This window comes from Acinetobacter sp. C32I (genome assembly GCF_023702715.1).
Classification (GTDB): domain Bacteria; phylum Pseudomonadota; class Gammaproteobacteria; order Pseudomonadales; family Moraxellaceae; genus Acinetobacter.
In genome coordinates, this window is the sequence record NZ_CP098480.1 from 1,650,192 (window position 1) to 1,673,229 (window position 23,038).

Consider the following 23,038-nt stretch of genomic DNA (forward strand, 5'->3'; position numbering starts at 1 on the left):
ACAATATATTGTAACTACTTTTTTCAAAGATTCTTGCCGAAAATTAGTGTAAAATCTTCAAAATTTTTTTGGAAGAAGGAAGATCATGTCTCAGCTTTCTACAATTATTGAGCAAGCATTTGAAGACCGTGCCAACTATAGCGCAACGGACTGCCCAACAGAAATCCGTCAAGCTGTAGAAGAAGCATTGACTGCTTTAGACAACGGTACACTTCGTGTAGCGGAAAAAATTGATGGTGAATGGGTTGTTCACCAATGGTTAAAAAAAGCAGTTTTACTTTCATTCAAACTCAATGACAACAAGCCAATTGAAGCTTGTGATCTTCGTTTCTATGACAAAGTAGATACTAAATACTCTGGTTGGACTGAAGAACAGTTCAAAGCTGCAGGTGTACGCGTTGTACCACCTGCTGTAGCTCGCCGTGGTAGTTTCCAAGCGAAAAATGTGATTTTGATGCCTTCATATGTCAACATCGGTGCCTATGTAGACGAAGGTACGATGGTTGATACATGGGCTACTGTTGGTTCATGTGCACAAATCGGTAAAAATGTTCACTTGTCAGGTGGCGTGGGTATCGGTGGTGTTTTAGAGCCATTACAAGCAAACCCAACCATTATTGAAGACAACTGTTTCATCGGTGCACGTTCTGAAATCGTTGAAGGCGTAATTGTTGAAGAAGGTTCTGTCATCTCAATGGGCGTTTTCATCGGTCAATCAACCAAGATCTTCGATCGTGAAACTGGTGAAGTTCACTATGGTCGCGTACCAGCAGGTTCTGTTGTTGTAGCGGGTAGCCTTCCATCTAAATGCGGTACTTACAGCCTTTATGCTGCAATCATCGTAAAAAAAGTAGATGCGAAAACTCGTGCTAAAACCAGCTTGAACGACTTATTACGCGCAGATTAATTTGTAATATTTATTGCGGAACTTGATCGTTCCCTGTCTCTACGATCAGTCATGGTCGTAGAGATTTTGTTTTTTATGTAGCATGCTGCTTATGTAGCACCTGTTTGTGGTAACTGTTTATGGCTTCCTTACGTTCTTCTGCAATCCCTGTCTCTGATCCTGCGGCTGGTTTACGCATCACAGAGATCTTTTACTCTTTGCAAGGCGAAGCGAATACGTTTGGTCTACCGACCGTTTTTATTCGTTTAACAGGTTGTCCTTTACGTTGTAGTTATTGCGATACCACCTACTCTTTTGAAGGTGGTGAACGTTTATCGCTTGAACACATCATTGAAACTGCAAGCCAACATAAAACCCCTTATATTTGCGTCACAGGCGGCGAGCCGCTTGCTCAGCCGAATTGCCTGATTTTACTACAGCGTCTGTGTGACCTCGGGTTTGACGTTTCTCTAGAAACCAGTGGTGCCTTAGATGTGTCTAAAGTTGATCCACGTGTTTCTAAAGTACTAGATTTAAAAACACCGACCTCTAAAGAAGATCATCGAAATCTATACAGTAATCTTGACTATTTAACGTCCCATGATCAGATTAAATTTGTGATCTGTAATCGTGAGGACTATGAGTGGTCTAGACAACAACTTGAACAATTCCAGTTGCAAGATAAAGTGAGTACAGTATGGTTCTCGCCTGCTTTTGCAATTGAAAAAGGTGCTGTTGCCCTGCCTGCTTTGGCACGTGACTTAGCCCAATGGATTTTAGAAGACCATCTCCCTGTTCGTTTCCAATTACAGTTACATAAGCTGTTATGGAATGATGAATCTGGTCGTTAAAATACTTACCATCTCCGTTCTGCAAAATAGATCGGCTTTTATCAAATTTATTTTTAGGTTGAATCATGGAAAATAATATGCGTTCTCGTGCCATCGTATTATTGTCTGGCGGCTTAGACTCAACAACGTGTCTTGCTTGGGCACAGGCCAATTATGAATGTATCGCCCTAAGCTTTATGTATGGCCAACGTTCAACGACTGAACTTGATGCAGCCAAGGCACTTGCACAACGTGCAGGCGTAGAACACCGTATCATTAATATCGATTTGGGTAATTTAGGTGGCTCTGCGCTTACAGATCATAACATTGAAGTCCCAGAACAATTACAAGAAGGCATTCCTGTAACTTATGTTCCAGCGCGTAACACAATTTTCTTGTCTTATGCCCTCGCAGCAGCCGAAGTTTTTGACGCCGCTGCCATCGTGATTGGAATCAATGCTGTTGATTATTCAGGGTATCCAGACTGTCGCCCCGAATTTATTGATGCTTTTGCCAATTTAGCTCGTCTTGCAACAAAAGCTGGTGTTGAAGGAAAACCTCTTAAAATTGAAACACCTTTGTTACATTTATCCAAAGCGAATATTATACGCTTAGGCATTGAACATGGCGTAGACTATAGTCAAACGGTATCCTGCTATCAGGCAGATGCTCAAGGACGTGCATGTGGCAAATGCGACAGCTGTCGTTTACGTCAACAAGGTTTTATCGAAGCAGGTATTGCGGATCCAACGCGTTACGCTGAATAACCGATATAGGGTAAAAAATTAGGTACATTATATGAAGTTTTCTAAACCAAATCTTATTCTTTCTACAATGATGTCAGCTGCTGCATTATTTGCAACGGCAACTCACGCAGCTGATAATCCATTACAAACTGCGTATAAAAGTACCAATGTAAAATCAGCATTGGTCAATGTATGTAAAGACCAAACTGCAAAAGGCGGCAAATTAACAGCGGCAGAAGTGAGTAAATTCTGTGGTTGTCAAATTGACGCACAAGGTAAAGTAACTGAAGCTCAGAAATGGGAAATCCAAAGCGCGATCAATGCGAAGAAAAGCCCAAGTTCTTTAGGTTTTGTACAACAGCAAAATAAAGATTTACAAGCGTGCTTAGGTGCACCGCTTGTCAGCAAGTTAGAAAAGCTCACTGAAGAAGCAATGAAAGCTGCTCAGCAACAGCAGCAACAAGCGCCGAAAAAATAAGCTTGTCTTGCTTAGAACAAAGCCTGCATTTATGCGGGCTTTTTTATTAGGCTTTGTTAAAATCTCTCCTATCGTGAATAAGTTGAACAACACCATGCAAGACCAATGGAAAACCAATGCTGATCAAAGGCAGTCTATCGTCTCTTTTAGTGGTGGCAAAGACAGTTCCCTCGCCCTATATCACACCATGCAAACAGGCACAGTGATCGGGTTAATTATGATGTTAGAAGAACAAGGGCAACGCTCTCGTTCACATGCAATGCCACTGGATATTATTCGCGCCCAAGCAGAGGCCATTGGTTTACCAGTATATATGGCATCATCCAGTTGGGCTGATTATGAAAGCAAGTTTATTTCCCTACTTGATCAAGCCAAACAACACGGTGCTGAAGTTCTGGTAACAGGTGATTTGGATATGCCCCAGCATGGCTGCTGGCATGATCGTGTTACCCAACAAGTGGGATTGAAATTAGGCATGCCGCTGTGGTTACGCCCACATAAAGAAGTGGTAGAAGAATTTATCAATCTTGGTTTTCGCAGTGTTCTCGTAACAGTTAATCTTAAACTCGGCATGAAAGTCGAAGATTTAGGCAAAATGCTCACGCTGGAATACATCCAAGAATTAGAAAATCGTGGCATTGATCCATGTGGTGAAGGTGGAGAATTCCACACCACCGTGATTGATGGACCAATTTTTAACAAAGCTATTCCTGTACGCCAAGGTGATATTGTTTATCATGAGGAATATGCTTTTTTGCCACTTGAGCTTGAACAACATTAATTTTATCGAAGGATGAACAATGTCTGAGAATATTCAATTACCGAATCACAGCTTCCCAACCACACAGGGTGAAGTGAATCTTGCAGAACTGAGTAGTGAATGGCTGGTGCTTTATTTCTATCCAAAGGATTCAACCCCAGGTTGTACTACTCAAGCCGTTGGCTTTTCTTGCTTAAAAGACCAATTTGATGCGTTAAACTGTCAAATTATTGGCGTCTCACGTGACTCAGTTAAAGCACATCAGAACTTCACTGAGAAACAAGCGCTCACAATTGATTTAATCAGCGATAAAGAAGAAGTGTTATGCAAACATTTCGATGTGATCAAAGAAAAGAATATGTATGGCAAACAAGTGATGGGCATCGAACGCTCAACGTTTATTTTCCATAACCAGCAATTGGTCAAAAGCTATCGTAAGGTCAAGGCTGCTGGACATGCAGAACAAGTGCTTGAATACTTAAAAGCATTGCAATCAGCATAATCATGTTAAGTAACAAAAAAGCGAGTTAAAGACTCGCTTTTTTGATTCAAGCAAATTGCCCTCAGCTTTGCGATTGACGTATGATAAATAGATTAAAAGAATTAAATTAAAGACATTTAAAATGACTCATCTCAATGCTTTTTTGCCTCTATCCTTGTTATTTTTTCTAGCGGCATGTAACTCCAATGCACCGACGACTTCTCAAGATTCTACCCCCTTAGTCACACAAATTCAAAAACCAGTGATTGAAATACGCTGCCAAGATATACAAAATCCGGCTTATCAGCAGGTCATTCTGAATGCGATCAATGAAATTCGGCAACACCCTCGTCAATGTGGAGCACAGCATTTTCCAGCAGTTGCACCACTCAAATGGAACAATCATTTATATCAAAGTGCTTTTGCCCATGCCGAAGATATGGCGCAGTACAGCGTGCTTGGACATGTCAGTAGTACAGGGCAAGATTTTAGAACCCGTCTAAAACAAACACAATTTAAAGGTCGAGGCGGCGGTGAAAACGTAGCACGTGGACAAAAAAATTTAAATGATGTGATGGCTACATGGCTTGCCAGCCCTGTGCATTGTCATAATTTAATGCATCCAAAATTTACAGATTATGCGCTAGCCTGTACAGTCGACGCATCAGCCAAGCAAAAGAGTTATTGGACTCAACAGTTTGGTGTTCGCTAAGAGGAAGAACCATGCAATCTGGATCAATTACCCCGATTTTTCGTATTTTTGATATTGAACTTGCTCAAGCATTCTATCTTGAATATTTGGGCTTCCAATTGGACTGGCAACATACTTTTGGGGATAACTTCCCTATTTATCTACAGATTTCCAAAGGCGATTGCATTATCCACTTATCGGAACATTTTGGTGATGCCAGCCCGCATAGCGCCATTCGTATTTATTGGGAAAATCTCAGTTTGCTTCACGCAGAATTAGATGCAAAAGACTATAAATTTGCCAAACCTCAAGTAGAGAAAACCGACTGGGAAACATTGGAACTGAGTATCACCGATCCATTTTCAAATCGAATTATCTTTTGGGAAGATGCTTAAGCATATAAACTTAAGCAACTTTCCCTTTAGACTTAAAGGATTTAGGGCTATAAAATTTCATATTGAAAAACTTTGCTTATAATTTTCCATTGTTGATGTTCATATATCAGTGTTAATGCGTCATAAAAATATTTTGGCTGAATGGCACATTCAACATGCGCAATTGCCAATCGCTTATGAATCAAGTTGATGGAAACCACTTTATCTTGTCTTAGCGCATTTTGAGAAGCGGGTGAAATACGCTTTTCCACAATAGAAAAATAGCTTGCCATCTCCAGTTTTAACAAAGGATGATCCGTGGCGTTGATATACATGGCATCAGGATGGAAGACTTGTTGCAAGCGGTTCACATCACAAAAATATAAAGCATCAAAATATTGCTGCAATTGCGAATGAATCGCTAAAATAGCATTATTAACCATATGGATTACCCTATCGCCTCATCATTATGGACGGGTTGCTTCAGTCGTCGCGTGGATACTGTCTCTCCCGCCACCCCCCAATTATCTGTATTCACTTCATCAATCACCACAAATGTGGTTGCAGGGTCCTTATCTAGTACCCGAACTACAAGCTCCGTCGCCTCCTTAATCAATTGCTGCTTTTGCTGTACTGAAACATTCTCTTTGGTAATTTGAATCAAAATATAAGGCATGATTTTTCTCTTCTAAAATGATTTTCTTAAGATTAATCCGCTAAGCGGCTTCGACTGCAATCGCATTTTTGACGGTCTCACGATTGGCAACTCGCTGCATAAATCTGGTCAAATGTATGCAATCTGTTAGATCCAACTCAATAAACGCTGCCCAGCGTGTCACCACAAACAGATAAATATCTGCAATCGTAAAATCTTGCCCAGTTAAGTAATGCTGCTCAGCTAATTGCTGATCTACCCATCTATAATGCTTATTTAATATTGAGCTAAATACTGCTTTACGCTGATCAGCATAGCTGTCATGAAAAAATGGCGAATATGCCTTATGAATTTCCGAGGCAATAAAATTCATCCACGCCAGTACCTGATAACGTTGAGGTGTATTGATTTCTGGTAATAGATCTTTTCGTCCAACCTGATCCACTAAAAACTGGCTAATCACACTGCCTTCCGATAAAAATGATCCATCATTCAACTGGAGTAAAGGCACTTGTCCTTTGGAATTAAGCTGATAAAAATCGTCGCCTAATACGGTCAAATGCTGCTGTAAATCGACTTTGATCAATTCAAATGGAATTCCAAGCTCTCTTAAAACAATATGCGGGGCTAAAGAACAAGCATTTGGTGAATAAAATAGTTTCATACAATCACTCCATCACAAGGGATGAAGCTATCTTATTATTTACATTTATGTGCTTAAATAGCATACAACTCAAATCATTTTTTACATGGTGTAATGAATGTCGCAGCAACTTAGACGAATGATGTTTAGCAGCGTCGAACTGTTTTGTTTAGTTGCTGAATACGAAAGCTTTACTAAAGCGGCATTACATGCAGGTGTTAGTCCTGCGGCTGTGAGTCGTTCAATCGCACGCCTTGAAAAGCATTTAACCCTTCCATTGTTTATCCGAACGACTCGCCAAGTCCGTTTAACCCCACAAGGAAAAATCTATTTTGATGAATGTAAACAAGCATTAAATCAAATTCTTGAGGCAGAACAGCAATTAAAGAATCAAAATCAGCAACCGACAGGTCTCATCAGACTCAGTGTTCCTACCCCTTATGGGCATTATCGAATATTGCCTTTACTGGCAAAATTCTCACAACAATATCCAAAGATTGAAATTGATGTACAACTCACCAATAAAAATGTGGACTTTATAGCAGAAGGGTATGATTTAGCGATCCGTGGCCGGCAATTCGCTGATTCGAATCTGATTGCACGTCAACTTGAACAAGCTGAGTTGATCGTAGTTGCATCGCCAGAATATCTAAAGCAATTTGGTATCCCACAATACCTTGAGGATTTACAGCATCATCAATGCATTCAGTTTGTATTACCTAGCACAGGAAAAAATGTTCCTTGGCTATTCAATCTAAATCGCCAAATTGTAGAATATGTAACGACTGCAAAAATACGTTGTTTGGATGATATCTTAGGCACAGTTACCCTCGCCAAGCACGGTGCAGGTTTATTACAGACCTATCGTTTTATTGTTGAAAAAGAAATCGAAAATCATACGCTTGTTGAAGTATTAACTGAATTGTCTGGTGCATCCCGCCCTTTTTCTTTGGTTTATCCATCGAAAAAACACGAATCTTTTCATCTCCGTGTTTTGATTGATTTCCTGATCAACGAGTTAACAAACGTCAATTAAATTATTCAATATTGCTGCGATCATCCGTCAAATATTTTTTCTGTAATTCAGCGTAGATGGATGATTTTTGAAACTCATTCAGAAACTGGATCGTCCCTTCAGGAAAAAATTCAGTTTGAATCTCCCCCCGATAATAAGCTTCACGCATTGGCGTAGCTGAAATTGAATCTTTCAAACTATCTAATTCAACCATCTGCCACTCGGGGAATAAACGTAAATAATACGAAGACTCATCCTTGAAATGGCCAATCAACCCGACTTTTGCATTGGGCTGAATGATAGCATTGACCAAATCTTTAACTTGTTTAACCCATTTTTCATCATTATACACATCGACAACATGCACAAAATGAATCCGTTTTTGATCTTGTGCAGAAAAATTCGACAAAATCATCTGTTCACGTTCAGTGGCTAAAAAGGGATTTTTGATATTCCGTTCAGATTGAGCCGAGCCCAAAGCCAAGATCACGTTCTGACTTTGCTGTAACGCAATTTCAATGGTTTGCATATGCGCCAAATGAAAAGGCTGAAAACGTCCAATAAAAACAAGATAGTCAAATGTGTACATAGGCGTAATTTCACTTTTTGTGAACTCATCAGTTGTGTCATTCAGATAAATATGCGACATAATGAGGGCACTTAAAAATCAATCTGGATTAAAGCAAGGATAGTACGATGACACTTAGCTGTATTCAACAACCTCATCAACATTTGCAAGCAAATTTAGAAGATGGCGTACTCACCTTAGCCATTAACCGTTCAGAAGCAAAAAATGCACTCTATGGCGAACTTTATCTTTGGATCGCAAAAGCTTTGGATGAAGCAGATGCGGATAAAGACGTTCGTGTGGTGATCTTCCGTGGTGCAGAACAAGACTTTACTGCGGGTAATGACATGAAAGACTTTATGGGCTTTATCCAAAAGCCACATGAAGGTAAAGCTGGCGATCAACCTCCATTTGTATTGTTAAAAGCTGCTGCACGTTTTTCTAAGCCATTGATCATTGCGGTCAAAGGTGTAGCAATTGGTATTGGTGTAACGCTGCTATTACATGCTGACCTCGTTTTCGCAGATAACACCGCCCTGTTCCAAATTCCATTTGTCAGCCTTGGCCTGTCTCCTGAAGGTGCTGCAAGTCGTTTATTAGTCAAACAAGCGGGCTATCAAAAAGCCGCTGAATTGTTATTTACTGCGAAGAAGTTTGATGCAGCAACTGCGGTGAAAGCCAATCTGGTGAACGACATGGTTGAAGATGTCTATGCTACGGCACAACAAACAGCTCAACATTTAGCTGCATTACCATTGGCGTCGATCAAACAAAGTAAGGCACTAATGAAGCAAGACTTGGCTGAAATCATTCAGTGTGTTGATGATGAAGCTGAAATCTTTATGCAACGTGTGCGTTCTCCTGAAATGATGGAAGCAGTACAAGCCTTTATGCAAAAACGTAAGCCTGATTTTTCTCAGTTTAATTAATGCAATAGTCGTTGATTAAACCAAGCCACTGAGTTGCTACTTAGTGGCTTTTTTTATTTTTGTCATTCATCTAGATATTCAACATCGGACAGACTAAGCTCAAGCTAGATTAAAATTTGATTGCAAAGAATTTATGAAAGTTGTGATTGCCCCAGATTCATTTAAGGACAGCCTATCTGCACACGGTATTGCTCAAGCAATTGCTTTAGGTTGGCAACAAGTCTTTCCTGATGCAGAAATCATTCAATGCCCTATGGCGGATGGTGGTGAAGGCTCTATCGAGGCCGTCTTAGAGGTTTGTTCAGGGCAATGGCGTGAGCAAAGGGTTCAAGGCCCACTTGGTGAAGCTGTACTGGCAAAATGGGGCTGGTTAGATGCTAAAAAGATCGCCATTATTGAAATGGCACAAGCCAGTGGTATCCAGTTGGTGCAACCTGCTGATCGTGATGCATGTCATAGCAGTACATACGGTACTGGACAACTGATTCTCGCAGCATTAGATGCAGGTGCTAAGCAAATTATCCTGACAATTGGCGGCAGCGCGACCAATGATGCAGGTACAGGTTTACTCAATGCATTAGGTGCCAAATTTTTGGATACAGACCATAATCCCTTACCTGCTGGCGGCGTAGCACTACAGAATTTGGCTGAAATCAATTTAGATCAGTTTGATCCACGGATTAAACAAACCCAATTCCTATTAGCTGCCGATGTGACCAATCCTTTATGTGGGCCAAATGGCGCTTCTCATATTTTCGGACCGCAAAAAGGTGCTTCTCCTCAACAAGTATTGGAGTTAGATCAAGCCCTCTCCCATTTTGCCGATGTCACCGCACAATTACTTGGCATTGATCAGCGTAATGAGGCTGGTGCAGGAGCCGCTGGTGGACTTGGTTTTGCTGCTAAAACATTCTTAAAGGCTGAGTTTCGATCTGGAGTTGAAGTCATTGCAGAACTGAATCAACTTGCTGCCAAAATCCAAGGCGCTGATTGGGTGATTACAGGTGAGGGAAAGTTTGATGAGCAGACTTTAAATGGCAAAACACCGTTTGGCGTTGCCAAAATTGCACAAGCCGCCAATATCCCTGTGATTGTGATAGCAGGAACGCTTGGGCAAAACTATCAAGCTTTATATGAACATGGCATTACGGCTGCCTTTTCTTTAACCTCAGGCCCAACTAGCTTAGAAGAAGCTTGTACTAATGCAGCAGAACTGGTGAGTGCGCGAACAACGGATATTGCTCGATTGATTCAAAGCAATATTATTAGAAAAGAATAAAGCTTATTGAATCTCTAAAATCTGGATAAACTCAAAAGCAGGTTCTTCATAGGGATGGCTTGCCTTTAAAGCTTTTGCCACAGCACTAGCCTTTTCCTTAGAGACAATGGTTTCAACTCGCCATTCTTCGAGCTGCTCCAATTCATCTAATTGCCCTAAAAAAGGATTTGCACCTTTTACAGGCTTAAATTGTCCAATGCCTTTGACTTGCCAAGCACAGTGCTCATAATTACCAATACCACCTGCCCCTGCTTTGAAAATGGCAGATTTTGTAGATTCAAGGTGAGACTCTGGCACGTAATAAATCAATTTTAGCATTATCGAAATGACTCAAATCATGGATAATCAATTCATGAATCATAACGCTAAAAAAGTCTAAAAATCAAAGTGAAATATTCATCATAAGATAGCTCACGCTTATCAGTACGATTTGAATAACAACGGTCAAGCCAAACCAAAACCAGCCTTGATCTTTTGTATGCAATGTTCTTAAATAATTTTCGTGTTTCATTATCCGATTTCTCATATTTTGTTCATTTTCAAAATATAATAAGCAAGAATTGAACCAACTCTGAAAAGCAATTTTTTTATAAATGATTCAAACAAACGATCCTAAGCTCTAGATTTATCTTTCTATCTAATTAAAATAAAATAAATTTCTATAGAATTTTTATAAATTGATATGGCTCATTCTTTTCAAACTCGATGGGATTTTTTTTATCCCGACAAACTTCCAATTTCTCATTATTTAGTCCAAAATTTTCCACAATTTTGGTTCAGAATCCACAGCCTTCCCGAGTCAAAAAGATATGCTAACACCCCTGAAGAATATGAGTTATTGCTAAATCGGCAAAACAAAATCATTACAGATTGCCTCGGTATCGGTACTTCTATTTTTATTGTTTCAGGTCATTACTTCACAGCGAGCAGGAACAATAAAGCTTATGACCCTATTTTTAGGCTTAATTACCAATTCCATTTAGAGCAGGAAATTAACTTAACTCAAGCCAATCCTGAATATTATGAAGGAGAGGATGAAGATCATTTCTTTAGACCTTGTACAGTAGAAGTAACTTGGCAAACGAATCAACACAATGACTTGTTGAAAAAAATCGCTGATGATGAGTTAAGGGCTTTTATGATTTCCTTTGAGCAAAATATAATTGTTGCACCTTATGATGGCGGCATTGATTTTATTATCTTTGATAAAGCGAAAAGAAATGATTTAAGAAACAAATATCAAGACTGGCTTTCACCAAGAGCAGATGGATTATGACGACGTTAAGCTATTCCTTAAAAAGCTTAACGCTTCTCTAAAGGTTTCATACCAATGATCATCTGGTTGTTGATCTAAACAATACCAAAAGAATCTAAAGTCTAAACCACCGCCATCCTGACAATGATGTTGCCACGTTTCAGCCAACTCACCCTTCACCTCACATAAATAAAAATACCAGTTTTGCAGATTGAATTTAAGTATGAGATTACCCAGAAACTTGGGATTAGGCTGAGCACTCAATCCCGACTCTTCAAACAACTCACGAATTGCAGCCTGTTCATATTGCTCACCCTGTTCAATTGTGCCCTTAACCAATTGGGTCCCAGCAAGTGGATGATGAAAAGCCAATATATCTATACCTTGGTTTTTATGTCTTAAAACTACAGGGACAACTTTTCCATAGCACTGCACTTTTAGTCACTCAAAGTTATATAAATAAAACTTTTATTTTCAAACCAATGATTTAGTCTAATAATTTTCCCGTAATATATTGTTTATCCTGTTCAAAGTTGACCAATTTATCTCCAAACCGTGCTTGTTTAGTCTCATATTCTACTAACCATTTTAAATATTCTAAAAGTGTAGATCCAGTACGACTAAATTCAGATTCTGGTTGTCCATCATCCCATAACCAAACATAATCATTTTTTAAAGCAGTCGCTAGATATGCAAACTGATTGCCTTCATTTTCATTTGTTAATGGGAAGAGTTTATTTTCAACTGCACTAATCCACCCATTAGGTTTATTTATTTCATCTTCACCATCTAAAACTTTTTGATAGTCTGTATAAGCCTCTTTATTCCATGAATATCTGAACATAGATACAGAGCCCCACAACAAACCGCCTGAGCATCTTCCCATTTGTGATAAAAACTCTCGGAACTGCCCATGAATCTCTAGATTATAAATTTCAGCAATTTGATCAATTTCTTGCTCTGTATAGCCTTGAATATGTTCTGGATAAAAAGGCAAATGCGTATCTTCATGTCGACAGCTTATCAACTCAGAAACAAAATCAACCATATAGAAAAATCTCTAATTCTTTAATTATGTTGATCATTATATAAAAGAATCATCTAGCATGCGTTTTTAAATTAATGAGTTCAAATACACTTTTATATTGCTGATTTCCAGATACTCTATTTACAAAAGCCTTTTACTGAATCTGCTCTGGAAGGCTACAGCCTGAATAATAAACCCAACATTGATTTCCAGTTGCAATACAGCGTTTCATAGCTCGGCTTTTTGCTTCTTCTAAAGTCGGTGAACCAGATGAAAAAGTCGCTGAAGTACTAGCTGCGACAGCAGCACATTGATTATGATACGTCAGTTGTAATTTGCAATCCCCACCGTTTCTATTCTTGCACTCGTCAAGTGCACTATTCTCTGCTATTCGCTTACTGCTCATATTCGAAACAATACCAAAAATACCTTTGCCATCATCAGCAATCGCCCCCCAACGATCTGCCCATTTGGGCGCAGCATGAGCATATCCTACGACACCATAAGATGAACTTGATGAACCACCACTTGCATTCCCACCATTACATGGCCCTGCCTGTGCTACACCATCGCAAGCATAAACGCCAGGAGCAATCGGAACCTGTGCTACAGAGAATGGAGTTAAGCCAGCAAAAACCAATCCAATCAATAAACCATAATTTGCTTTCATCCCTTATCTCTCTTTATTCAAAATGATTTATTTTTAAACTATTGGATCTGCTCTGGAAGGCTACAGCCAGAATAGTAGACACGACAGTTACTCCGCTCCTTCTCGCATCCATTCATACTGTTCTGAACCGCTAATTCTCTAGTTGCCGCACGGGCCCATGTTGTACCTCCTTGCCCTGCAGCAATTGCGGCGCACTGGTTGTGGTAGGCAAATACGAGGTTGCATGCTCTCCCTCCTCTCTTCTTGCATGCCTCCACCGCCCCTCGCTCAGCATCACTCCGACTGATCTTGTTCTCGACAATCCCAGCAATGCCAGCACCATCATCAGCAACCGCCCCCCATCGATCTGCCCATTTGGGCGCAGCATGAGCATATCCTACGACACCATAAGATGAACTTGATGAACCACCACTTGCATTCCCACCATTACATGGCCCTGCCTGTGCTGCACCATCGCAAGCATAAACGCCAGGAGCAATCGGAACCTGTGCTACAGAGAATGGAGTTAAGCCAGCAAAAACCAATCCAATCAATAAACCATAATTTGCTTTCATCCCTTATCTCTCTTTGTTAAAAAGTGAATTATCTTCAAGATTACTAAATTCTGAGAAGATGAAAACAAAATTGAAAGTCAAACAGAAAAATTATCCCAATAAGTTAAATATTTATAAACAAAGTGTAATCAGATCTTTATTTTATTATTTAAAAAAACATCACTTAGAAAATAAAAGGTCATATTATCAAACACCTTATTCTTTAATTATAAACATCATAGGACAATTTTAGCTATTGATCATCTTATGATCTTTTAACCAATGTTAAAAAAATATATAAAAGATCAATCAGGATATATAACGCTCAGTCAAATATCCCATAATTCGCTCAATTAGATTTTAAAGCGAGCAAATAGAATTTTAAAACTAGAATCCAAAGCAAAGAGTATTTATATGCCCCATAAACCTCTAATGACCTTAATTTTCGCTTTTAGTGCTTTAACAAAATCAACATTTCTCTATGCAAATGAGCTTATTCAAGCTAACTCAAATTCACATTATCCATTAACAAGCTCTAAAAACATGAAACAAATTTATCAAGGTGAACATGGAATATGGTTTCTTTCTAAACATCGTGGCAGAAAAGGAGGATGTGCCGTCTCTTATAATTCAGGTTTGAATCAACTTACCCTGTTCGGTCCTTCAGAAAGAAGTACTGGAGCATTGATGTTTACAGGTCCTCATATACCAACAACGGCCAGTAATCAACAACTCGACATTGTGATACGGACTGATCATTCAGTCATGCCAACGGAGGCTACCCTACTTCCTAGCCCAAAGAAAGGTATGCTGCTCGTTCCTGTAAGTATGGTACAGACAGCCCCCAAACTGGATGATGTCGGTGCAATGGAAATTTTACTGCAAGGAAAAACAATCTACGCATCATCCATTAGTGGTGGATTTAGAGCTCGCGATGCATTAATGAGTTGCATCAAAAGCTAAATATAAAAAAGCCATCATCAGATGGCTTTTAAATGTATTTCAGTCCAAAAATCAAACTATAAGATTTAACTTGCTAATTTAGTTAATTGTCGTTTTTCATATAAGGTCAGCACAAAAGCCAAACCACATAAAATCACAAAACCACAGGTCATTGGAATTAAAGTTCCGTTATATAACTGACCAATAATAGAGGCGAGAATAAGCGATAATACCGAAGACGATGCACCAATAATCGCAGAAGCCATACCAGCCACATGCCCCATCGGTTCCATTGCAATCGCATTTAGATTGCCAAATAGTGTTCCAAACAATAAAAATAGAATGCAGGCATACAGCATAAACATCCAGAATGAGATGGATACGCCAGAAAGCTGGATGATGAGGAACAGCAACGAAATTAGACTTAAACCAAGAAAGCCATAAATACAGATGGGACGCATGCCAAACTTCATGACAATTCTAGAATTGGTAAAAGACGCAATCCCCATCACACCTGCTAATAGCGCAAAATAGGCACTAAACTCCTGCCCTGTTTTGCCAAATTGTTGCATAAAAATTTGTTGTGACGTTCCAAGATAGCCAATAAACCCACCAAAACAAAAACCTGCACACAACAAATAGCTCATGGTAGTTTTATTACTCACCACTTCCTTAAAACCATCCTTAAATGCTTGTACCCGCATTGGCAGACGATTTTCAGACACTAAGGTCTCTTCCAAGCGCAAAGCGACCCATGCTCCCACTGCGATGGCATAGACCATATACAACACAAAAATATCGCGCCAGCCAAAGAAATGGATGATCAGCTGACCTAAGCTCGGTGCAACTGCAGGTGCGACCATAAACACCATCATAATTAGTGACATGATCCGCGCCATTTGGGCGCCACTGTATTTATCCCGAACAATCGAAATCGAAGCCACATAGGGCCCTGAAACACCAACACCCTGAATAAAACGCCCTAGCAAGAACCATTCAAAACTTTGGGTGGAATAGCATAACAAACTACCTAAAAAGTAGATCACGATGCCAGTGAATAAAATCCGTTTCCGTCCAATCGCATCGGACAATGGTCCTGCAATCAATTGTCCAATGGTCATGCCTGAGAAAATACTGATGATGACCCATTGTGCCTGATTATTATTTTGCAAATTAAAAACACGACCAATTTCACCGAGTGCAGGTAAAACAGCATCAATTGAAAATGAGACGATGGACATCAGTAATGCCATCAGCAGTGCAAATTCGTGGAAATGGATTTTTGATTTCATTTTTCTTGTCCATCGATGATTATTTTATACTGAATTAAATAAGCCACCTGACGGTGGCTTATTGCATGGGTTTAATTAACCAATAAATTTACGTGCATTACGGAACATACGTAACCAAGCACCATCTTCAGCCCAATCTTCTGGCTTCCAAGAATGCTGTAAGGCACGGAAGTTACGCTCTGGATGCGGCATCATCACGGTTGCACGGCCATCTTTAGAGGTTAAACCTGTAATCGCTTCCGGTGAACCATTCGGGTTCAATGGATAGTGTTGAGTTGGATTACCCAAACTATCTACATAACGCAAGATCACTTGGTTCTCAGCATTTAAAGCAGCAATTTGCTGTTCAGTTGCAACCAGACGACCTTCACCATGCGCAACAGCGATTGGTAAAATCGAACCTTGCATATCTTCAAGTAAGACAGAAACTGATTTTTCTACACGAACGTTCACGGCACGCGCTTCAAATACTTCTGAAGTATTGCGGTGGAAACGGCCCCAATGCTCTGCACCTGGAATCAATGGTGCAAGTTGAGACATCATTTGACAGCCATTACATACGCCTAAGCTGAATGTATTTTGACGATGGAAGAACTGTTCAAACTGGTCACGTAATTTTGCATTAAACAATACTGATTTCGCCCAGCCACCACCAGCACCCATCACGTCACCGTATGAGAAACCACCACACGCCACTAAACCTTCGAAGTCGCTCAAGCTGACACGACCTGCAAGTAAGTCACTCATATGTACGTCGATGGTATTGAAGCCAACTTTGTCAAAAGCAGCTGCCATTTCAACATGACCGTTAACACCCTGCTCGCGCAAGATCGCCATGTTTGGACGACGTGTATTGATAAACGGCGCTTCGACTGGCTCATTTAAATCATAGGTTGCTTGTGCAATTAAACCTTTGTGGTTTGTATCTGCGATTAAAGCAAACTCTTGATCAGCAGTTTCAACGTTGTCACGTAAACGTTGAATCTGATGTGATACTTCAGCCCATGCTTGTTGTAATTCAGCACGTTCTAAAGTCAAACCATTCACAGCCAATTGATCGGTTGTATTGACACGACCCACAACTGTAATTGCATCTTTCAGGCTTGATGCTGCAACTTCAACTTCTAACTGAGCCCAATCCGCCGCTGCGATTTGTACTACAGCACCAATTTCTTCAGCAAATAAGCTTTCAGTGCTTTGATTTTCTAAAGCAACACCCAAGCGTGAAGCAAACATCATTTCAGCAACAGTCGCCAATAAACCGCCATCACCGATATCATGGTAAGCCTTAATCACACCACGATTGTTCCAATCTTGAATCAAGGCAAAGAATGCTTTGAAGTCATCAAAACTATCGACATCAGGTGTCACTGAACCAATGGCTTTATACACCTGCGCAAGGATCGAACCACCTAGGCGGAACTGGCCTTTAGATAGGTCAATACGTAGCAGTACTGAATCGGCTAAGTTTTTCAATTCAGGTGTCAATGTTTTACGAACATCTAGAACTGGTGCGAATGCTGTGATCACACCGGTCATTGGCGAAGTCACTGCTTTATCTTCACCATCATTCCAAGTGGTACGCATTGAAAGTGAATCTTTACCAACTGGAATTGCGATGCCTAATGCAGGACACATTTCCATACCAATCGCTTTTACACCTTCAAACAAGGCTTGGTCTTCACCTTTTTGACCTGCCGCTGCCATCCAGTTTGCAGAAAGTTTGATATCACTGATTTGTTCGATGTTGGCACAAGCAATATTGGTGATTGCCTCTGCAACCGCTAGACGCGCAGATGCAGCAGGATTCAATAAAGCTACTGGTGGACGTTCACCCATTGCCATTGCTTCACCTGTGAAGCCTTGCAAACTGGTAGTGGTTACTGCTGCATCTGCAACAGGAACCTGCCAGCGACCCACCATCTGATCACGTGCAACCATACCGGTAATCGAACGGTCACCGATGGTGATCAAGAATGATTTAGACGCAACTGTTGGATTTTTCAATACACGGAAAATCGCATCTTTTAAATCAACTTTCGTAGCATCAAAGTCGTTACCCGTACGCTCAATCGTTTCATACGAACGTTGCATACGCGGTGTGCCGCCTAAGATCACCTGCATTGGAATATCAACAGGCTTGTTCTCAAACAACGGATCTTCAACCGTTAAGTGACGCGCTTCAGTCGCCTCACCCAATACCGCAAACGGACAACGCTCACGTGCACAAATTTCTTCAAACTGTTCTAAAGACTCTGGGCGAATTGCAAGTACATAACGTTCTTGCGCTTCATTTGACCAGATCTCCATCGGGCTCATACCTGGCTCTAATGATGGAATTTTACGCAGGTTAAGCACTGCACCCAACTCGTGATCATTCACAAGTTCTGGCATAGCATTAGATACACCACCCGCACCCACATCATGTACAGACACGATTGGGTTAAAATCTTCTAAGCGCCAGCAGGTATCAATGACTTCTTGGCAACGGCGTTCCATTTCTGGGTTTTCACGTTGAACAGAAGCAAAGTCCAAGCTCTCGCCCATGGTACCGCTGTCTACAGAAGACGCTGCGCCACCGCCAAGACCGATCAACATTGCAGGGCCACCTAATACAATGAGCAAGTCACCCGGTTGAATCGCATCTTTTTCAACATGGTCAGGACGAATATTACCGTAACCACCAGCGATCATGATTGGCTTATGGAAGCCTTTCACTTCACCATTGACATTCTGTTCGAAAGTACGGAAATAACCATTTAATGCTGGGCGACCAAATTCGTTGTTAAACGCAGCACCACCCAATGGACCTTCAATCATGATTTGTAATGGCGATGCCATACGTGAAGGTTTACCGTAGTTATCTTCCCAAGGCTGTTCAAAACCAGGAATATTTAGGTTCGAAACCGTAAAGCCAGTTAAACCTGCTTTTGGTTTACCACCACGACCTGTTGCACCTTCATCACGGATTTCACCGCCCGAACCTGTGGCAGCACCTGCAAATGGAGCAATTGCAGTTGGATGGTTGTGTGTTTCAACCTTCATTAAAATATGAGCGGCTTGGCTCTTATATTTATAAACGAAGTGACCATTTTCATCTGCTTTCGGATAAAAACGCATGGTGTCATAACCCACAATCACAGACGCGTTATCTTTATATGCTGATAACACATCTGTTGGAGATTCTTTATAGGTATTTTTAATCATTTGGAACAATGATAATGGTTGTTTTTCACCATCAATTGTCCATTCAGAACCAAAGATTTTATGACGACAGTGTTCAGAGTTTGCTTGTGCAAACATCATCAATTCGATGTCGTTTGGATTACGACCCAGCTTGGTAAATGCTTCGGTTAAGTAATCAATTTCTTGCTCAGATAAAGCAAAGCCAAACTCATTGTTGGCTTTAACTAACGCTTCCTTTCCTTGACCCAAGATATCAATTGAGTTCAATGGCTTCGGTGCTGTTTCTGAGAATAAAGCTTTTGCATCATCAATCTGAGCAAAAACACTCTCTGTCATACGATCATGTAATGCCAATTTCACTTCGTTCGAAATCTCTTTCACACCTTTCAGTGTAAATAACAGACCACGCTCTAAACGGTGAATAGGTGTATTACAGTTTTGAAAAATATCGGTTGCTTTAGATGACCACGGAGAAATTGTCCCCACACGCGGTGTCACTAAAATCTGGATTTCATCACTTGCAGCTTGGCGAAGTTCGAAAGATTGACCATCGTTTAAAAGTTGTAATGCCGATTGATGTTGCTGCTCGTTGAGCGCTTGATCAAACAAATAAACCCACTGGCTGTCAAAAGATTGAACAGAACTCATTGACGTTAATCGGTTTAAGAGTTGAGCTTTCTTGAAAGAAGAATGTGCTGATGCACCGGCCACGATAAACATGTTGACTTTGGCTCCACGGGTGGGTCTAACGAACCTACCACAATGTGACTTATGAAAGAGCGCATATTCTACTGTGAAAGGCTCATTTCAGCTAGCTATATCCATCTTAAAAATCAGAGTTTTCTACTGCAAATGGCTTAATTTCTTGTAGCTTTATCCATTTTACTTTATTCGTAACAATTCATTTAGCGTGCGGTATAAACCATATTCCCTGTTTGTGGATCTTCTTTTACTGAAATACCGAGCTTAGAAAAGAATTGATCCGTACAAGCCATAGAGTCATCTACACCACCATCAATACTATATGAAAGCTGCACATGTGCATGAATAAAACTTTTATCCAGAATCGCTTCTTTAAAGAACACATCCATACTTTCACTGTTTAAACAGACATAAGTTTGCTCAGCTTGACCATTACGATCTAAATCAATAGAAACTGTTCCATCTGCATTTTGAATCAGTTGATCTGATGTAATCGGGATGCTATTTACCCAATCTCTTTCATTATTAACTGCATAAGCAAACGTGGTTTGTGCCGTCTTATAAAACGCTGAACAATGTTGAATAGGTTTTCTCAATAGCACAGCAGATAAAGTAATATCGTCTTTGGTAAAACGAGAATACCCATTCAATTCGATATTGGGTTGAATACTCCAGTAACGCTTAGCCATTGCATTTGCATCATCGGTCCAAATGCATTGTTGATCCAAGTGCTGATCTGCTGTTTCTTGATAAGCGAATACGGATAAAATAACATTTGTCTTATTTGACCGATCTACCACCTTTTGCTTAATTTGATCAGATGCTGCCTGCTGGTGTTGTATATCCAGTGATTCAGGCGGCTTAGCTTGATGACACGCCGAAAGCAATAAACCCAGCATAAGAGCCATCTTCTTCATTATTCCCCCTAATATTCAAATTAATGATCTTAAATTATCATTGAATACAAAACTATAAACGACGACACACTTATCTAAGACAACTTGTGTCGCTCTACCCTAGTGCTTTAATCTTTTTTTTGGCATGATGATCCTGAACTCATAGTGAATAATGATGAATGGAACAAATGCGTTGGGTAGAATTGCTATCTGCAATTCGTTTAGGTAGTAAAAAAAGCAGTACTGAATTGGCTCGAAGCCCATTCCACAAAGATTATGACAGAATTATATTTTCGCAAAGCTTTCGCCAACTGAATAGAAAAACACAGGTTCATCCACTTACACAACATGATGGTATCCATACCCGCCTCACGCACTCGCTAGAAGTGTCTTGTATTGGGCGTTCACTCGGCATGTTAGCCGCAGAAAAAATCAAAGATGAATTACCGATGTGGATTTCCCCGGCAGATGTCGGTGCGATTATCCAAGCAGCCTGTCTGGCGCATGATATTGGTAATCCCCCTTTTGGTCATGCAGGTGAATATGCGATTCGAGAATGGTTTGATGATGCTTCTCATCGAGACTTCCTCACTAAACTCACGCCAGAAGAAGCAGCCGATGTTCGTCAATTTGAAGGCAATGCGCAAGGACTACGTCTACTCAGCCGTATTGACTATCATCCCGATGATGGTGGCATGCGTCTTACCTGTGCAACACTCGGTGCTTATTTAAAATATCCATGGTTATCCAAAACCATCGAAGAACAAGGCGATATGCCATCGCATCAACGGGCGAAGTTTGGTTGTTATCAATCTGAAAAAGAAATTTTAAAACAACTGGCAGAACAACTCGGACTCATTCAGCTTGGTGACTATCACTATTGCCGTCATCCACTGACCTATTTATTAGAAGCTGCCGATGATATTTGTTATGCGCTAATTGACTTAGAAGATGGCATCATTCTCAATATGCTCAACTATGCCGAAGTTGAACCGATTTTTCTGAATCTGATTGCCGATTATGGTTATCCAGAAGAACTCCATTTACCACATACCACTTGGCAGCAAAAAATTGCAGCTTTACGCGGTCGTGTGATGAAGCGCTTAGTCGATGAGGTGACCACGGCTTTTGCCAAACATCATTATGAGATTTTAACCGGTCAGCTTAAAGGCAGCCTATTACAATATTGCTCACCTGATATTGAAGCAGGCATTCAAACGGCAAAAAATCTCGCCAGAGACCGTATTTTTGAGCATCCTCAAAAATCTGGTTTAGAAATTATTGCCCATCAAAGTTTGCAAACCATCTTAGATGCTTTTATTCCTTTAACCATACCGCATAAAACATTAAGCTTTAAAGAACAGCGGTTGATGTCAATTTTGCAACATTCAGGGGTAAATCTGCAAAACAACCACTATAATAATATTATGCAAGTTCTCGATATTATTAGTAAGTTCTCAGATCATCAGGCTTATAGCTTGGCGCAAGAGCTGCAAGGCAATAAAATAGGCTTTTTTTAATGAAGCGATTTATTGATGAAGGTAAGACCTGGGATAGTTTTACACATGCTCCTGTTTTAGTGGTATGCCCATTTTGTCAGAGCAACGCTCAGGTCTTTCAGCAAGAATTACCTAATCAGCCGAAAAAAAGCATTGTTTTTAGCTATTTATCCTGTTGTAAAACTTTTGATCAAGACCAGCAGCAACAAAACAACTTAGGCTATTTTGACGAGATCAACGTAGAAATTAATCAAACCTGCTCTTGTAAACGTGGAAAATATCTCTTTTCTCAATCTTATGCTCAGCCGAGTGTTCTTCCGCCTTTTATAAAACTGAATTGTACTTTCTGCCAAACAGAGCAAGTGTATACTTCCCCTTATCCGTTACTCACCTATAAAATTCCGAGAAAATCAGGGTTTGAAATCAATAAAGACCCCTTCTTTGGCTATCGTCTATATCTCTCCACAGAAACAAGGCATGGTCTTATTTTCGTGTATAACACAGAACAGTTAAACGATTTGAAAGCTTACATCTCTGCAGAGCTAAGACAGAGAACCTATACCAATAAGAATAAAGCTTACTTAAGCCGCTTACCTTCTTGGATAAAATCCGCGCGAAATCGTAAAGAAATTCTAAAAGCCATTTTGCGTTTAGAACAAATGGCATCTACTATTCAACCATTAACAAATAAGTGAAAGACT

28 protein-coding genes are annotated in these 23,038 nt (G+C 40.2%); 15 read left to right on the forward strand and 13 right to left on the reverse strand.

All coding sequences use genetic code 11. The features are described 5' to 3' along the window. Nucleotides 1–85 precede the first annotated feature (85 nt). From dapD to NDN13_RS08085, 8 genes are all read left to right on the forward strand, one after another. Entirely contained in the window at nucleotides 86–907 is an 822-nt protein-coding gene (gene dapD / locus NDN13_RS08050) for a 2,3,4,5-tetrahydropyridine-2,6-dicarboxylate N-succinyltransferase (protein ID WP_171553539.1), read from the forward strand. 119 nt (nucleotides 908–1,026) lie between these two features. Next, on the forward strand, nucleotides 1,027–1,737 hold the full coding sequence (gene queE / locus NDN13_RS08055; RefSeq protein ID WP_251117861.1) for a 7-carboxy-7-deazaguanine synthase QueE: 711 nt from the start codon (nucleotides 1,027–1,029) through the stop codon (nucleotides 1,735–1,737). A gap of 77 nt (nucleotides 1,738–1,814) precedes the next feature. Then, complete coding sequence (gene queC / locus NDN13_RS08060) at nucleotides 1,815–2,483, forward strand: 7-cyano-7-deazaguanine synthase QueC (protein WP_212749791.1); 669 nt, start codon at nucleotides 1,815–1,817, stop codon at nucleotides 2,481–2,483. Nucleotides 2,484–2,514: 31 nt separating this feature from the next. Then, the gene (locus NDN13_RS08065) at nucleotides 2,515–2,940 is read left to right on the forward strand and encodes a hypothetical protein (protein WP_251117862.1); all 426 of its coding nucleotides are present in this window, start codon (nucleotides 2,515–2,517) and stop codon (nucleotides 2,938–2,940) included. Nucleotides 2,941–3,034: 94 nt separating this feature from the next. After that, nucleotides 3,035–3,721, forward strand: coding sequence for a Dph6-related ATP pyrophosphatase (locus NDN13_RS08070; protein WP_251118194.1), 687 nt, complete (start codon nucleotides 3,035–3,037; stop codon nucleotides 3,719–3,721). Between the two features lie 19 nt (nucleotides 3,722–3,740). Then, complete coding sequence (locus tag NDN13_RS08075; RefSeq protein WP_251117863.1) at nucleotides 3,741–4,202, forward strand: peroxiredoxin; 462 nt, start codon at nucleotides 3,741–3,743, stop codon at nucleotides 4,200–4,202. 121 nt (nucleotides 4,203–4,323) lie between these two features. After that, nucleotides 4,324–4,893: a CAP domain-containing protein gene (locus NDN13_RS08080; RefSeq protein WP_251117864.1), complete on the forward strand. Its 570-nt coding sequence runs from the start codon at nucleotides 4,324–4,326 to the stop codon at nucleotides 4,891–4,893. Between the two features lie 11 nt (nucleotides 4,894–4,904). Then, nucleotides 4,905–5,267, forward strand: coding sequence for a glyoxalase superfamily protein (locus tag NDN13_RS08085; RefSeq protein WP_251117865.1), 363 nt, complete (start codon nucleotides 4,905–4,907; stop codon nucleotides 5,265–5,267). A gap of 47 nt (nucleotides 5,268–5,314) precedes the next feature. Here NDN13_RS08085 and NDN13_RS08090 read toward each other — a convergent pair whose 3' ends face one another. The 3 genes from NDN13_RS08090 to gstA are packed head-to-tail and all read right to left on the reverse strand — an operon-like array spanning nucleotide 5,315 to nucleotide 6,565. Continuing rightward, nucleotides 5,315–5,689, reverse strand: a complete 375-nt coding sequence (locus tag NDN13_RS08090) for a nuclear transport factor 2 family protein (protein ID WP_251117866.1) — start codon at nucleotides 5,687–5,689, stop codon at nucleotides 5,315–5,317. A gap of 5 nt (nucleotides 5,690–5,694) precedes the next feature. Further along, nucleotides 5,695–5,922 (reverse strand): tautomerase family protein, encoded by a 228-nt coding sequence (locus NDN13_RS08095; RefSeq protein ID WP_251117867.1) that lies wholly within the window; start codon nucleotides 5,920–5,922, stop codon nucleotides 5,695–5,697. Nucleotides 5,923–5,962: 40 nt separating this feature from the next. Then, nucleotides 5,963–6,565 carry a glutathione transferase GstA gene (gene gstA / locus NDN13_RS08100; RefSeq protein WP_251117868.1) on the reverse strand — a complete coding sequence of 201 codons (603 nt, stop codon included), beginning with the start codon at nucleotides 6,563–6,565 and terminating at the stop codon, nucleotides 5,963–5,965. A 97-nt stretch (nucleotides 6,566–6,662) separates the two neighbouring features. On the opposite strand from gstA, the gene NDN13_RS08105 reads away from it, so the two are divergent. Continuing rightward, on the forward strand, nucleotides 6,663–7,580 hold the full coding sequence (locus tag NDN13_RS08105) for a LysR family transcriptional regulator (RefSeq protein ID WP_251117869.1): 918 nt from the start codon (nucleotides 6,663–6,665) through the stop codon (nucleotides 7,578–7,580). A gap of 1 nt (nucleotide 7,581) precedes the next feature. Here the strand turns inward: NDN13_RS08105 and NDN13_RS08110 are convergent, their stop codons facing one another. Further along, complete coding sequence (locus tag NDN13_RS08110; protein ID WP_251118195.1) at nucleotides 7,582–8,148, reverse strand: nicotinate-nicotinamide nucleotide adenylyltransferase; 567 nt, start codon at nucleotides 8,146–8,148, stop codon at nucleotides 7,582–7,584. A gap of 107 nt (nucleotides 8,149–8,255) precedes the next feature. Between NDN13_RS08110 and NDN13_RS08115 the strand changes: the two genes are divergently transcribed. Beyond that, the gene (locus NDN13_RS08115) at nucleotides 8,256–9,056 is read left to right on the forward strand and encodes an enoyl-CoA hydratase-related protein (RefSeq protein ID WP_251117870.1); all 801 of its coding nucleotides are present in this window, start codon (nucleotides 8,256–8,258) and stop codon (nucleotides 9,054–9,056) included. A 133-nt stretch (nucleotides 9,057–9,189) separates the two neighbouring features. Next, the gene (locus NDN13_RS08120; protein ID WP_251117871.1) at nucleotides 9,190–10,335 is read left to right on the forward strand and encodes a glycerate kinase; all 1,146 of its coding nucleotides are present in this window, start codon (nucleotides 9,190–9,192) and stop codon (nucleotides 10,333–10,335) included. A 3-nt stretch (nucleotides 10,336–10,338) separates the two neighbouring features. Here NDN13_RS08120 and NDN13_RS08125 read toward each other — a convergent pair whose 3' ends face one another. Beyond that, complete coding sequence (locus NDN13_RS08125) at nucleotides 10,339–10,653, reverse strand: YqfO family protein (protein ID WP_251117872.1); 315 nt, start codon at nucleotides 10,651–10,653, stop codon at nucleotides 10,339–10,341. A 64-nt stretch (nucleotides 10,654–10,717) separates the two neighbouring features. Further along, a complete protein-coding gene (locus tag NDN13_RS08130) occupies nucleotides 10,718–10,849 on the reverse strand; it encodes a KGW motif small protein (protein WP_251118196.1) in 132 nt (43 codons plus the stop codon). A gap of 168 nt (nucleotides 10,850–11,017) precedes the next feature. Between NDN13_RS08130 and NDN13_RS08135 the strand changes: the two genes are divergently transcribed. Then, nucleotides 11,018–11,611, forward strand: a complete 594-nt coding sequence (locus NDN13_RS08135) for a DUF3885 domain-containing protein (protein ID WP_251117873.1) — start codon at nucleotides 11,018–11,020, stop codon at nucleotides 11,609–11,611. Here the strand turns inward: NDN13_RS08135 and NDN13_RS08140 are convergent. From NDN13_RS08140 to NDN13_RS08155, 4 genes are all read right to left on the reverse strand, one after another. Then, on the reverse strand, nucleotides 11,606–12,025 hold the full coding sequence (locus NDN13_RS08140) for an NUDIX hydrolase (protein WP_251117874.1): 420 nt from the start codon (nucleotides 12,023–12,025) through the stop codon (nucleotides 11,606–11,608). The genes NDN13_RS08135 and NDN13_RS08140 overlap by 6 nt on opposite strands. Before the next feature lie 52 nt (nucleotides 12,026–12,077). Next, a complete protein-coding gene (locus NDN13_RS08145; RefSeq protein ID WP_005322048.1) occupies nucleotides 12,078–12,638 on the reverse strand; it encodes an SMI1/KNR4 family protein in 561 nt (186 codons plus the stop codon). 133 nt (nucleotides 12,639–12,771) lie between these two features. Further along, the gene (locus NDN13_RS08150; protein ID WP_159413477.1) at nucleotides 12,772–13,287 is read right to left on the reverse strand and encodes a DUF4189 domain-containing protein; all 516 of its coding nucleotides are present in this window, start codon (nucleotides 13,285–13,287) and stop codon (nucleotides 12,772–12,774) included. Nucleotides 13,288–13,325: 38 nt separating this feature from the next. Continuing rightward, nucleotides 13,326–13,841 (reverse strand): DUF4189 domain-containing protein, encoded by a 516-nt coding sequence (locus NDN13_RS08155; RefSeq protein ID WP_159413478.1) that lies wholly within the window; start codon nucleotides 13,839–13,841, stop codon nucleotides 13,326–13,328. Nucleotides 13,842–14,234: 393 nt separating this feature from the next. Here NDN13_RS08155 and NDN13_RS08160 point away from each other — a divergent pair, with 393 nt between their 5' ends. After that, nucleotides 14,235–14,783 carry a hypothetical protein gene (locus NDN13_RS08160; RefSeq protein ID WP_005322037.1) on the forward strand — a complete coding sequence of 183 codons (549 nt, stop codon included), beginning with the start codon at nucleotides 14,235–14,237 and terminating at the stop codon, nucleotides 14,781–14,783. Between the two features lie 65 nt (nucleotides 14,784–14,848). On the opposite strand, the gene NDN13_RS08165 is transcribed toward NDN13_RS08160, so the two are convergent. The 3 genes from NDN13_RS08165 to NDN13_RS08175 form a co-directional block, all read right to left on the reverse strand. Beyond that, on the reverse strand, nucleotides 14,849–16,054 hold the full coding sequence (locus tag NDN13_RS08165; protein WP_251117875.1) for a multidrug effflux MFS transporter: 1,206 nt from the start codon (nucleotides 16,052–16,054) through the stop codon (nucleotides 14,849–14,851). 75 nt (nucleotides 16,055–16,129) lie between these two features. Beyond that, nucleotides 16,130–19,960, reverse strand: coding sequence for a phosphoribosylformylglycinamidine synthase (gene purL, locus NDN13_RS08170; RefSeq protein WP_251117876.1), 3,831 nt, complete (start codon nucleotides 19,958–19,960; stop codon nucleotides 16,130–16,132). Nucleotides 19,961–20,145: 185 nt separating this feature from the next. Then, nucleotides 20,146–20,859 carry a hypothetical protein gene (locus tag NDN13_RS08175; protein ID WP_251117877.1) on the reverse strand — a complete coding sequence of 238 codons (714 nt, stop codon included), beginning with the start codon at nucleotides 20,857–20,859 and terminating at the stop codon, nucleotides 20,146–20,148. 158 nt (nucleotides 20,860–21,017) lie between these two features. Here NDN13_RS08175 and NDN13_RS08180 point away from each other — a divergent pair, with 158 nt between their 5' ends. Both NDN13_RS08180 and NDN13_RS08185 read left to right on the forward strand, forming a co-directional pair. Then, on the forward strand, nucleotides 21,018–22,358 hold the full coding sequence (locus tag NDN13_RS08180; RefSeq protein WP_251117878.1) for a deoxyguanosinetriphosphate triphosphohydrolase: 1,341 nt from the start codon (nucleotides 21,018–21,020) through the stop codon (nucleotides 22,356–22,358). Continuing rightward, on the forward strand, nucleotides 22,358–23,032 hold the full coding sequence (locus NDN13_RS08185) for a hypothetical protein (protein WP_251117879.1): 675 nt from the start codon (nucleotides 22,358–22,360) through the stop codon (nucleotides 23,030–23,032). Before NDN13_RS08180 ends, NDN13_RS08185 begins: the two co-directional genes overlap by 1 nt. Nucleotides 23,033–23,038 lie beyond the last annotated feature (6 nt).

Bases quoted from the DNA above. Each gene is read 5' to 3' on its own strand.
- NDN13_RS08180 (WP_251117878.1), top strand. From the start codon at position 21,018: ATGGAACAAATGCGTTGGGTAGAATTGCTATCTGCAATTCGTTTAGGT.
- NDN13_RS08085 (WP_251117865.1), top strand. From the start codon at position 4,905: ATGCAATCTGGATCAATTACCCCGATTTTTCGTATTTTTGATATTGAA.
- NDN13_RS08160 (WP_005322037.1), top strand. From the start codon at position 14,235: ATGCCCCATAAACCTCTAATGACCTTAATTTTCGCTTTTAGTGCTTTA.
- queE (WP_251117861.1), top strand. From the start codon at position 1,027: ATGGCTTCCTTACGTTCTTCTGCAATCCCTGTCTCTGATCCTGCGGCT.
- dapD (WP_171553539.1), top strand. From the start codon at position 86: ATGTCTCAGCTTTCTACAATTATTGAGCAAGCATTTGAAGACCGTGCC.
- NDN13_RS08185 (WP_251117879.1), top strand. From the start codon at position 22,358: ATGAAGCGATTTATTGATGAAGGTAAGACCTGGGATAGTTTTACACAT.
- NDN13_RS08105 (WP_251117869.1), top strand. From the start codon at position 6,663: ATGTCGCAGCAACTTAGACGAATGATGTTTAGCAGCGTCGAACTGTTT.
- NDN13_RS08165 (WP_251117875.1), bottom strand. From the start codon at position 16,054: ATGAAATCAAAAATCCATTTCCACGAATTTGCACTGCTGATGGCATTA.
- NDN13_RS08080 (WP_251117864.1), top strand. From the start codon at position 4,324: ATGACTCATCTCAATGCTTTTTTGCCTCTATCCTTGTTATTTTTTCTA.
- NDN13_RS08135 (WP_251117873.1), top strand. From the start codon at position 11,018: ATGGCTCATTCTTTTCAAACTCGATGGGATTTTTTTTATCCCGACAAA.
- NDN13_RS08145 (WP_005322048.1), bottom strand. From the start codon at position 12,638: ATGGTTGATTTTGTTTCTGAGTTGATAAGCTGTCGACATGAAGATACG.
- NDN13_RS08090 (WP_251117866.1), bottom strand. From the start codon at position 5,689: ATGGTTAATAATGCTATTTTAGCGATTCATTCGCAATTGCAGCAATAT.
- purL (WP_251117876.1), bottom strand. From the start codon at position 19,960: ATGTTTATCGTGGCCGGTGCATCAGCACATTCTTCTTTCAAGAAAGCT.
- NDN13_RS08155 (WP_159413478.1), bottom strand. From the start codon at position 13,841: ATGAAAGCAAATTATGGTTTATTGATTGGATTGGTTTTTGCTGGCTTA.
- queC (WP_212749791.1), top strand. From the start codon at position 1,815: ATGCGTTCTCGTGCCATCGTATTATTGTCTGGCGGCTTAGACTCAACA.
- NDN13_RS08120 (WP_251117871.1), top strand. From the start codon at position 9,190: ATGAAAGTTGTGATTGCCCCAGATTCATTTAAGGACAGCCTATCTGCA.
- NDN13_RS08110 (WP_251118195.1), bottom strand. From the start codon at position 8,148: ATGTACACATTTGACTATCTTGTTTTTATTGGACGTTTTCAGCCTTTT.
- NDN13_RS08075 (WP_251117863.1), top strand. From the start codon at position 3,741: ATGTCTGAGAATATTCAATTACCGAATCACAGCTTCCCAACCACACAG.
- NDN13_RS08095 (WP_251117867.1), bottom strand. From the start codon at position 5,922: ATGCCTTATATTTTGATTCAAATTACCAAAGAGAATGTTTCAGTACAG.
- NDN13_RS08125 (WP_251117872.1), bottom strand. From the start codon at position 10,653: ATGCTAAAATTGATTTATTACGTGCCAGAGTCTCACCTTGAATCTACA.
- NDN13_RS08065 (WP_251117862.1), top strand. From the start codon at position 2,515: ATGAAGTTTTCTAAACCAAATCTTATTCTTTCTACAATGATGTCAGCT.
- gstA (WP_251117868.1), bottom strand. From the start codon at position 6,565: ATGAAACTATTTTATTCACCAAATGCTTGTTCTTTAGCCCCGCATATT.
- NDN13_RS08070 (WP_251118194.1), top strand. From the start codon at position 3,035: ATGCAAGACCAATGGAAAACCAATGCTGATCAAAGGCAGTCTATCGTC.
- NDN13_RS08175 (WP_251117877.1), bottom strand. From the start codon at position 20,859: ATGAAGAAGATGGCTCTTATGCTGGGTTTATTGCTTTCGGCGTGTCAT.
- NDN13_RS08115 (WP_251117870.1), top strand. From the start codon at position 8,256: ATGACACTTAGCTGTATTCAACAACCTCATCAACATTTGCAAGCAAAT.
- NDN13_RS08150 (WP_159413477.1), bottom strand. From the start codon at position 13,287: ATGAAAGCAAATTATGGTTTATTGATTGGATTGGTTTTTGCTGGCTTA.